The sequence below is a fragment of the Photobacterium obscurum genome, from assembly GCF_026191635.1.
In the GTDB taxonomy this organism is placed as follows: Bacteria; Pseudomonadota; Gammaproteobacteria; order Enterobacterales; family Vibrionaceae; genus Photobacterium; species Photobacterium obscurum.
Genome location: NZ_JAKRRW010000038.1, coordinates 18818 through 28584 on the forward strand (window position 1 = coordinate 18818; position 9767 = coordinate 28584).

Below are 9767 nucleotides of genomic sequence, written 5' to 3' on the forward strand. Positions count from 1 at the left end.
AGAAGTACTCAAATTGCACAAAGGTGTTACCAATGAGCATAAGACAGATCGTGAAAGCGGTGGTTGTCGCAACAACTCTGAGCTTGTTGTTCCCAATATCAGCGAGCGCCCAGAAGGGAATCGGAGAGACGACAGGGGTTGCCCAGCAGGCCGACAAACCGCCTGTTACCCATTTGTCCGGGAAGCTGTTGGAAATCAGGACCGGGCCGTGCGAGAACACCGCGGGAAAGTCTCCTGTAGGAACGCATCTGATAGTCCAAGACAAGGATGGGATCAAACTTAATATTCACCTCGGACCGGAAAACGCCGTTGACCACATAGTTGACCAACTTGTCATCGGACAACCTCTGGCTGCTGAGGTCTTCCGGACTGAGAGGTTACCCCCCGATGCTTATATCGCGAAATCACTGTTGCCGGACAGCAAGGTTATTCACTTGCGCGATGATAACCTCCGGCCAAGCTGGGCCTACGGTAAAGGGCAGGGCCAAGCTAAGGGACAGGGTCGCGGTCGTTGGGGGGCTTGCTGGTAACGTCACCGCTCTTACTCTTAATAATAAATAAGCAACCCAGGCAACTCAAACTGAATCGTCGTTGTCACCACCAGGGTGAGTAAATTCGGTGACCCGTTCACAGCTGCTCACCTGACTTGTGATCTTTACAGCTAATATCTACTCGCCCCAGAAGTTGCTCCTGCTGGATTAGCTCCATAGCTTCGTCAAGTCTGTCTGGCACGGCAAAAGGACAGAAAGCCAGTGTTGCCGATGGCAAAAAAACATAGTGATACATTTCGCCGCATCGGTGGCATCTCAACATAGGCTTATCGGCTAGTTGTTTTTGTGATTTGGCCTCTGTCATACATTCCCTCAATAGGTTGACTGTATAACCATAGGGTATGCAACTGGTTTTAACCATAAATGGGTAGTTTATATTTATCTCGAGTGAGCTGAAAAATGTTTCACCCCATCTTTTTATAAGGTGAGCAGGATTCTTTGTTACAAAAAATGTTTGTTAATCCTGACGTTTGTGACAGATGGATCACAATGGTGAGTGTTGGTTAGAGGTCGACGTCTGTTATTTGACCGTTTGAAATCACGCCTATAGCAATTGGCGCGCAAGCCGTGTATTCGCCGAAGTGATTAATGTTTCTGATCTTTAATCACTTCATTGTTGTGTTTACCTAGTAATGGCTTTGTAATAATTAGGTTCTGCCCCGTATTGGATAGCGGGGCTTTTTTTTGTCTCAATTGCGGCATTGTCAGTTCATCAAAAATAGATAATCGAACCATTTGAATATAAACGACTAGAAAGTTGTTGGTATTATCATGTGTGACTTATCGTCCTGGCTTTCTAACTGGGGTAATCCGGTTGATATTTACACTAACAGCTTACTCAGTCTCTCGACTTATATGTGTCGAGAGACTGGCAATTACACGGCCTTTGTATCAATCGTACGAAAAGTGAAAGCCTGAGCTAATTGCTCGACCGTGGTTATCAAATGAGGCAAGGTATACACTCTTTAGTTTGTCTAGCTTGTCTGTTGAAACCTCGTTTGCGTTATTAATTACGGGCACTCGCTTACTGCCAAACTGGCCGACTTCGGTTGCCCATGCGTCGATATCTGTAACCAGCTGGCTTTCGCGTGTCCAGCTCATGTAAAAGTTGCCGTCTTCGTTCACAAGTCGGTCAAGCTGGGCAAAGTATTTAGACATTGCCTCGTCGCTTTCCATGCCCTTGCCAATACTAATTTCTTCATTGCTGTTGCCAGAGTCTTTTTTGAAATACTCAACAAGAAACTTATTGTTATCGCTGATGAACTCATCATCATCAAGCTTTACACCATCAATGACTAGGCTATAAGGCATGAACTCGCCTTGCCAGTTTTTATATCCGTAGCTTGAATCTACAAGGTGACACGCTGTGATAGTTCCACTTTCGCTAACTTCCTTATAAACACTATCCATTGTAATAGTGCGCTCACCGATCCCCGTTAGCGTTACTTTCTCAACGTCGGTAAAGTCCGAAAGCTTGCCAAGTTGAGGGACACCTGCATACCATGCTGTATTGTTGTACTCGTCCGGCATGATCCCACAAACTGTATTCGCATCAGGGAAAGCGTCAATTTCAACCGACCATGTGATCGGGTTGTTATCATTCCCCTGGATCTGGCGAGCAATCAGAATTGTGCTCACGTTGAAAGGCATATCGTCCTTTCGCCCCATGAATTTAATCTCTCCAGCTTCCATAGCGAACCATGCCTTTTCGCGTCCGCAAGATGCAAAAGCTGAATCCTCATAGCAGACTGTGTAAGCCAATAGGTAACTGCCGTCGTCCTCAATGTCAGTAATGGCGAAGTCTTTGAATCGGTTCATTTCGCTTGTCTCGTTCGGATACATGCTCTCTTTTTGCTCGAACATGTTTTCAGCGGGCTGGCCATACCAAAAAGCGCCTGAGTGAACAACTTTAAGGTATTCGCTTTCATTCTTCTCTATGGCCATGCTTTCGAGAATCAAATCAGCTTTTGCTACATAAGTAACTGCTTCGGCAGCGTCCTCTGGCAGTAGTTCAATGCCGCCCTTGCTCAATGTCTTGCCTTTCCAGTTCTCATTAAAGCGCAGCTCAGCGAAATAGCCACTGTCGCCCTTGTATTCAACGGTGGCACCATTCTCGTCTGTACGGATATTAATGAGATCTAGTACTGAATCAATGTTCCTGTAGTTGGCATCGAATTCAGACCAAATCAAATCGAAGTCAGCAGGTACGCCAGCCGCAACAAGCAAAGGATTGATAACTGATTTCAGCTCAACCTGCGCTTCTTCTAGCGCTTCCGGTGTAAGCTCTGTTTGGTACAAATCAAAATTGTCAAAGACTTCCTTAGCCTGCTTGCCAGTTACGCGGGAGATTAACAGTTCAGTTAATGGCGTCACGTTTGCGACATCCTTACCATCGAGAACAATCGAATACACCTCATGGCTAGAACCGCCAGCCGCGCCCTCAATCTTAATCATTGCAGGAGCCACGATGTCGTCTTTCAAGAATGAGAATTTACCGTTTTCAGCTGTAACATATTCCATAGAATTCGCGTTACTATCAATAACTGTAAGCTCGCCACGGATAGCTGAACCCGCCGCGGCAGTACCTCTAAACTCGTTGCTTGGTGGTACTGGCTTTGATGGTTCGACAGGAGTCGCTGGAACATCTGGGTTTATTGGGGCTGTATTGTTGTTATTGTCGCCACCGTTACAACCAGCTAATAGAGTTGCAATTGTTGCCGCTAGAATAATTTTTTTCATTGTTTCGTTTGCTATTTTCTTTTCGATGGTTACTCGCTCAATGATAGAGCTGTAGTTTAGTACTTAGCTTTAATGCTAAGAGATGTGTACATGTGATCTTCCTTGCTTAATGAAGAGCGAGATTGCGTTAGCAGCTTGGTAAGCAGGATTTAGTATCGTTGGTGTTAGCTATTGTTTTTAAACAAAATCGATATCTGGTGAAGTTTGTGGCGCTTGTCCGCAGCTAAAGCAAATGCTTTCTAGAACGTGCTTGTTAATTAACGCCATTACTCGCGGACTTTCTTTTCCCAAATAATTGAGCAACAACTATTGCAACAGAGTTACCATGTGTTCCATGATTAACATTGGGCTTCTTGCTATCGTCAAAATGATACTGTTCGTCGATATTACAAGTCAAACCACAGTATCTATAAAATACCACAATAAACACCAGATATAAATAGTGGTCACTGTTCTTTATTGTTGCCTCGGTGAAATCGGATTGTTCGAAAGTACTAATTATTTGTAACGTTAGTCTCACAAAGACCAGACAGAGTCTGATCACCGTAGGAAAAACAGGACATTTCAATCTGGCTCAAACCTGACATTTCTAACTAGATCTTACATATACAGTGCGTATTGTATTAATTATGTTAAATGGTGATATTTGGAGTATCAACTCCCAATTATCACTAGCGTTGCGAGGTGCTGAGGGCATTATCTTGCCCTCGTTAATCACTTGTGGGAGTGAATGACAGAGTGGCCAACTGCCATTTTTAGATACATGTCGATCTCGACCGGGTTACCCTTGATGGTATCCTTGAGCTTGTTGATGCCCTCTTCCATTGAGAAGAATGCACCTGCACTGATAATGATTCGTCTGAACTCGGGATCGGAGTTAAAATTGCTGACCCAGCAATCATAGAATTCCTGCGGTGAGTTGTAGTTAAACACCGTTTTCATCCTTTCAGAGACCATGCCCCTTAGCTCGAAGTATAGATCTTCTTTCCGTTTAAAATGTGCATTGATACCGGACCGGCTGATACCGGCCCGGTTGGCAATATTGCTAAAGGTAAGTTGTTCGATACCCTCTTTCAATACAATATGATAGGCAGAGTCTATTATTTTCTGTCTGGTTTGTCTGGCTACTGCCTGGCTTACTCTTGGCATTTTGCTTTCATCCTATAAAGCTCAATATCTTTAAAAGGTGGGATATTGTTTAATTGCAGGCATTATAACGGCTGCATATAGTAGACACCAGTATCTATTCGTTGGGTGAAATGGTGTTGCCATGATTACATTACGTGATTATAACTGATAAGTTTTGATACCTATCCGACCATTGCAAATCGATATTACAGAGTAGATACAAAAAGCCCCTCCGATGCGAAAGGGCTGTGCTTTGTTTGTTGCTAGATGTTAATCACCGACACCTGAGGGGCAATGTTGTCGTGGTATGCACGGACATAGATAATTGCGTGCTTGCCTGCTGCCGTTGTCACCGGAATATCGAACTGGCCGGCTTTCAGCGTGAACTGATTTTTCCCCTGCTTAGGCAGGCTGGTAACATCGAATGTATCCGGCAGCATGGAGAATGAGCGTACATCCGCGCCGGTTGTCGCCATGGTTGCCACTGTCATGATAATGCTGGCCAGGCCACTGCTGTCTTGTTTCTCTGCGACAGCCTGTGAAGCCGCTTTTACCACGGCGCGTGTTACTTCACGGGCCAGAATGCCTGGGTATTCGGCTTTGAACTCGGACTGAATGACTTTCGACATGCTTGCCATTGGCTGGGTACGATACTGGTCTATCTGCACGTAAGGAAATGCAGCGCTACCGTCACCCATCTCAGGCAGCGCCATTCCCACGTACTTGACTTTGTTCACGCCAGCCAGGAACAACGGGAAGTCATAGCGCACTTCTTTCTTCTTGGGGGAAAGGCCGTTTTCGTAGATCACCCAGACAGTCGGCTTCAGGCGTTGACCGCTCTTTAGCGCCGCCACGTTGTTCATGTCAGCTTTTGCGGTCGCAGAACGAGAGATGCCGTAAACGCGCTTGAAACCCGCCTGTGCCTTTTCGTAGTCGGCCCCGTCTTTGCCGTGCAGCATGAAAAAGAGCGAGCTTGCGTAGGTGGCTGCTGGGTTTATATAGCCTTCGTAGGCCGACCATTGGCTCATTTTCGCCGCCGTTGCCTGCTCGGCCTGCGCGATCCCCTGGTTGGCAGCGTTCTGGTTGCCTTGTGCATCCCCCCCGGCAGCCGCTATTTTGTCCTGGATCTCCTCGCTGAAGTATTGAGCGGCGCGACGCTGGCGGTCAATAGAGCGGTTAAATTCAACACGGGCACTGGCCGTGTCCCCAAGTGTCCAGAATGACATCGCTTTATAGTAGTTGGTCATGACACCGTCATACTGAGTCGGCTCATAGTCAAGCATGGCATCATTGCCTAGAATAGAGCCCGTGGTCTCAGCAGCTTTCTCTGCCCCGCTTTCACTGTCTTCCATTCGCATCAGTGTCTCTGCCGAATCGAAGTAGGTAATACTACGCTTGTCGTTGCCGGCAACCCGGTTGAGGACGCCTGACTGTAGCGCCCAGAGTAGATCCCCCGGCTCACCTGTCTGGGTATTAAACTCACCCGACAGTTTTTCGGCATGAACAACGGCGGCGTTGATATCGCCTTTGGTAATTTGCTCATTCAGACCATCAAAGTCTTTTTTTTGCATCATGGATGTACAGCCAGATGTTAGTGCGATGGCGGTGGCAATTGTGCCGAGCTTAAAAGCTTTTTTCATTGTGGTAACGGATCTTGTCTTCTATTTTTTTGGGGAGGCGAAGTTTTGTCGAAAAATACATAAAAGTAAACACTCCGAAGAAAAATAATTGTCACTGTATTTTATTTTAGAGGTCGAATTGTTGTACTATATCGCCTTCTTGATTGGTTATATTCTTAATAAAATATTTAAGCGTTTGATTTATGATTAAATTTTGTAAAACAGGTACAGCAGCCGTTGTTGCTGGGGCGTTATTGATGGGTGGCTGCCAGACAACTACTCAGTACATCGATTCAACCGATCAGACCAAAAATATCACTGCCGGTCTGTCAAACGCAGACTTTGAGAAAGCCGCCGATGATGCCGTGTCCGAAATGATGGCCTCGCCGCTTCTTGTCCATCCCAATGCGACGGCAGGCGGACGTTACGTGATCGCGGTAAGCGAAGTGACAAATGACACCATGCAGCGAATTTCTACCGAGCAGATCGCCAAGAAGATCCGTGTCCAGCTGCTAAAGACAGGCAAGTTCCTGGCAACCTCTGCAATTGGTGCCACGAAAGACAAGATGGTTGTCGATGTTCGCAACCTACAGGAGTCGTCTGTCGTCAATAAGCAGACAGCGAAAGGCAACAATGTCGTCATGCCGGACTTCGCGCTGTCCGGAAAAATTATTCAGGCGAACAACCGCCTTGATAACGGTGATCAGCGTGTTGAGTACTATTTCCAGCTGACGCTGACCAACCTTGAAAACGGTCTGGCTTACTTCGAATCTGAAACCGTTATCGGCAAAGTCACTGACGGCTCAACGGTAACCTGGTAATCCTTTAGCGCCTGACAGGGCGCTCTTTAGCATAAAAATAAGATGATGAAAAAAAGACTACTGGCCGCTGTGATTGCAGCGGCTGCCTCCCCTGCTGTTGCTGCAGTAGACGCGGCGCAACAACCCGCCCAGCAGGCACAGCTACATGTTCAGCGCGAACCGTTTAATGCGCAGGTGGCCATAGCGCAGAAGAAAGTGACACAGTTTTGTGTAACCGACGATCTGGGTTATACCCCGTCGCCGAAGGACTGTGTCAATGCGCAGCAGATGCTCTACGTAGCCAAAGCCAAGTCTTCCCCGAATTTCAAAGGTTTTATCCACGCCGGTGTGGTAAAGGTTCACGTCGATGCAACAGATGTTCTGTGGGGGCAAAGTCGAAACATCGCCTACCGCAGTGCGATTCATGAAGCTCGCGTCAGTCTGCTCTCCGAGCTCGACATGAATATCCGTACCCGCCAGGAAAAGCGCAAGATTGAAGATCGCGATCCCCAGTTTTCTTCCGAAGAAAAAAGCGTCTATCGCGACAAGCAGGCATCGCTGAAAGTGGCAACAAGCGTTGCCGATGCAGTTATTGAGGGAGAGACCGGCCAGGCACCGGATCTCAAGTCTGTAGATCTTCAGCCGCTCGAGAAAAGCCAGTTCGTTGGCGGTGAAGAGTTCGGAACCCGCACGCAAATTAATGCCGCGGCTGAAATATCAGGCGCCTATGTCGTGAAAACCTTCGAGGCAACCAGTGCTCAGGGCGAAACCTGGGTGTCGGCCGTTATCCGGGGCTCTGTCAATTCGAAGCGGGCCGTGAAGGCAATCTATGAAGGCGGTGCGGCCTATCAGGCTGTGCCGGGCAAGGCCGCTCGCGGTATCGATATCGATGAATGGTTTTTGCAACACTACGACACGATGTTCGCGAACATCGGTACCAAACTGGTGTGGGACAAAGCCGGCTACCCGGTTCTGCTGTCGTTTGGCCAGGCATTCAATGTCAAGCAGCCCAACAGCGCCTCTTATGATCGCTACGAGAGCAGTATCATGCCGAGCCTGGCTAGAAATGATGCCCTCTCCCACCTGTCTCAGATCTTCAATTTGCAGGGCTCGCTCGATGCCGAGTCCTACGTCGGCCAGCTATCGGGAAAGAAGCTGACGATCACCTATGACGGCAAGACCGAAACACAGATCCAGGAAGACGTCAGCGAGACGATTGCCACGCTTGACGAGCTGTCAAAAATGGCCTCGTCAGTTGTCGGTATCAGCGGCCTGAAAGAAGTCGGCCAGTTCGAGAACATACACCCGGTTACGCAGAAAAAGATTGTCGGCAAGGTTTACGCCTGGAGTCCTAAGTATGCCGGCGATGCACTGGCCTATACTGCCGAGCAGGCTGCCGACACATCAAGAGCGATGGGCGGTGTTAACCCGGTATCGACGTCAAACCGAATGTCAGGCACAAACCGATCGTTTGTACAGTCTGCCGATCTCATGGATAACTCGGATTTTTAAGATGAAGAAGATATTGCTTTCCCTGTCGCTTCTGCTGCCGCTAACGGCAGTGGCAAAAACTGTCGATGTCGAAGTCGTCGGCTATGGCCGTGACATTCGCTCAGCCACCAAAGATGCGCTCGTCTCGGCGATCATTCAGACCAACGAGACATCGATTAAGACCCAGACCCAAACATCCGTTTCTACCCGCGCCAAAGACGAAGAGTCTACGCTGAACAGCAAGTTCGACGACGACTTCAGGCTCGAGTCAAACGGTGACATCAAGCAGTTCACGATCCTCGAGCAAGGCTGTAAGGACGACAGGTGCCAGGTTCGCCTGCTCGCCAAGGTGAAGGTCAAGAAGTCAGCCCAGCTCGACGAGCTCAGCCGCAAGCTGCTCACCATCAATCACCCGGTTGGCCGACACAGCAAGGCGTTCAATACCGAGCTTGATGCCAGGTTCGTCGCCGGCGGCAAGTTTGCCATCTTTGAAGAGAACTACGCCAGTGATGATATGGACTATATTCTTGATCTGGAGGTGGTGAAGGCCGTGACAGCCAAGCGGGTTGTCGATAATCGCAAAACGGACCCGATGACAGGCAAGATCACCGGCCAAAAGAGCACCGGGTATTCGTCTGTCTATGAGGTGAAGTACAAGGTTAAGTCGGCGCAGTCCGGTCAGGTCAAGTTCATGGGAACGAAGGCGTCGACATCCGGGCGAAATAACCTCGCCCTGCTGGCACAGATCACCGCCGGGAAGGTTTACGAAGATATTCACAATGCGGTTTTCCCGATGCGGATCGCGTCGGTTAAGCACGGTATCGTCACGCTGCCGACAAGCGGCAAGCACATCCGCAAGGGAGATATGTACCAGGTGGTGATCTTCGGTGAGCCGGACTATGACCCCTACACCGAGGAGGTCATCGGGCATAGCCGCAAGGTTATCGGCAAGATCAAGATCACCGAGGTTGAGCGCAAGCTGGCGCGGGCCAGGATCATCTCCGGTGAGGCCGTTCCACTGGGCGTGCTGGAGCCGATCAGCAAACCCGCCAGGAAAAAGGCAAGCAAAGTGGCGAAGAAACCGAAACCACAGCCTGTCACCGCAAAGCAATCCATCGTCGCACCGGGCGGCGGGGTGATCCTTTAGAAACCTACTTTTGTCCTGATAGCTCCCCCCTAACCTATTAGGGGGGCTTGTACAAGATAAGAGCGGCAGTGCAATGTTCCCAAGAAAAACTTCCGAGCTTAAGTACCTGTGTGAGAAGGTGGCGAAAAAGCTTAACGTTTAGTTGTATGAGTGGCGTGATGGTGCGGGCAGTTGAAATCGTACTCATTTCATTGAGCTACTAGCCTCAAGATGGGCTTGTTTTGGCTGGCTTGGGGGGGGGCAGTAGCTCATACTCACAGTGCTTGTGATGTTCAGAGTTAGCTGAGATCCA

8 protein-coding genes are annotated in these 9767 nt (G+C 48.7%); 4 read left to right on the top strand and 4 right to left on the bottom strand.

Going from position 1 to position 9767, the window contains the following annotated elements; genetic code table 11:
• Positions 1-32: 32 nt before the first annotated feature.
• Complete coding sequence (locus MD588_RS25360; protein ID WP_265700729.1) at positions 33-530, top strand: hypothetical protein; 498 nt, start codon at positions 33-35, stop codon at positions 528-530.
• Between the two features lie 97 nt (positions 531-627).
• Here MD588_RS25360 and MD588_RS25365 read toward each other — a convergent pair whose 3' ends face one another.
• The 4 genes from MD588_RS25365 to MD588_RS25380 all read right to left on the bottom strand — a co-directional run bounded on the left by MD588_RS25365 (position 628) and on the right by MD588_RS25380 (position 6058).
• Positions 628-855: a hypothetical protein gene (locus MD588_RS25365; protein ID WP_265700730.1), complete on the bottom strand. Its 228-nt coding sequence runs from the start codon at positions 853-855 to the stop codon at positions 628-630.
• A gap of 587 nt (positions 856-1442) precedes the next feature.
• Positions 1443-3290, bottom strand: coding sequence for a lipoprotein (locus MD588_RS25370; protein ID WP_265700731.1), 1848 nt, complete (start codon positions 3288-3290; stop codon positions 1443-1445).
• 714 nt (positions 3291-4004) lie between these two features.
• Positions 4005-4439, bottom strand: coding sequence for a TetR/AcrR family transcriptional regulator (locus MD588_RS25375; protein ID WP_265700732.1), 435 nt, complete (start codon positions 4437-4439; stop codon positions 4005-4007).
• Between the two features lie 242 nt (positions 4440-4681).
• Positions 4682-6058: a COG3014 family protein gene (locus tag MD588_RS25380; protein ID WP_265700733.1), complete on the bottom strand. Its 1377-nt coding sequence runs from the start codon at positions 6056-6058 to the stop codon at positions 4682-4684.
• Between the two features lie 182 nt (positions 6059-6240).
• Here MD588_RS25380 and lpoB point away from each other — a divergent pair, with 182 nt between their 5' ends.
• From lpoB to MD588_RS25395, 3 genes are read left to right on the top strand one after another with little or no spacing between them, the layout of a single operon-like run.
• Complete coding sequence (gene lpoB / locus MD588_RS25385) at positions 6241-6858, top strand: penicillin-binding protein activator LpoB (protein ID WP_265700734.1); 618 nt, start codon at positions 6241-6243, stop codon at positions 6856-6858.
• Between the two features lie 45 nt (positions 6859-6903).
• The gene (locus MD588_RS25390) at positions 6904-8349 is read left to right on the top strand and encodes a hypothetical protein (RefSeq protein ID WP_265700735.1); all 1446 of its coding nucleotides are present in this window, start codon (positions 6904-6906) and stop codon (positions 8347-8349) included.
• Position 8350: 1 nt separating this feature from the next.
• Entirely contained in the window at positions 8351-9475 is a 1125-nt protein-coding gene (locus MD588_RS25395; protein WP_265700737.1) for a hypothetical protein, read from the top strand.
• Positions 9476-9767: the final 292 nt, after the last annotated feature.

What these genes read in the sequence shown, in the direction of transcription:
- MD588_RS25360 (WP_265700729.1), top strand. Translation starts at nt 33, where the DNA reads ATGAGCATAAGACAGATCGTGAAAGCGGTGGTTGTCGCAACAACTCTG.
- MD588_RS25365 (WP_265700730.1), bottom strand. Translation starts at nt 855, where the DNA reads ATGACAGAGGCCAAATCACAAAAACAACTAGCCGATAAGCCTATGTTG.
- MD588_RS25370 (WP_265700731.1), bottom strand. Translation starts at nt 3,290, where the DNA reads ATGAAAAAAATTATTCTAGCGGCAACAATTGCAACTCTATTAGCTGGT.
- MD588_RS25375 (WP_265700732.1), bottom strand. Translation starts at nt 4,439, where the DNA reads ATGCCAAGAGTAAGCCAGGCAGTAGCCAGACAAACCAGACAGAAAATA.
- MD588_RS25380 (WP_265700733.1), bottom strand. Translation starts at nt 6,058, where the DNA reads ATGAAAAAAGCTTTTAAGCTCGGCACAATTGCCACCGCCATCGCACTA.
- lpoB (WP_265700734.1), top strand. Translation starts at nt 6,241, where the DNA reads ATGATTAAATTTTGTAAAACAGGTACAGCAGCCGTTGTTGCTGGGGCG.
- MD588_RS25390 (WP_265700735.1), top strand. Translation starts at nt 6,904, where the DNA reads ATGAAAAAAAGACTACTGGCCGCTGTGATTGCAGCGGCTGCCTCCCCT.
- MD588_RS25395 (WP_265700737.1), top strand. Translation starts at nt 8,351, where the DNA reads ATGAAGAAGATATTGCTTTCCCTGTCGCTTCTGCTGCCGCTAACGGCA.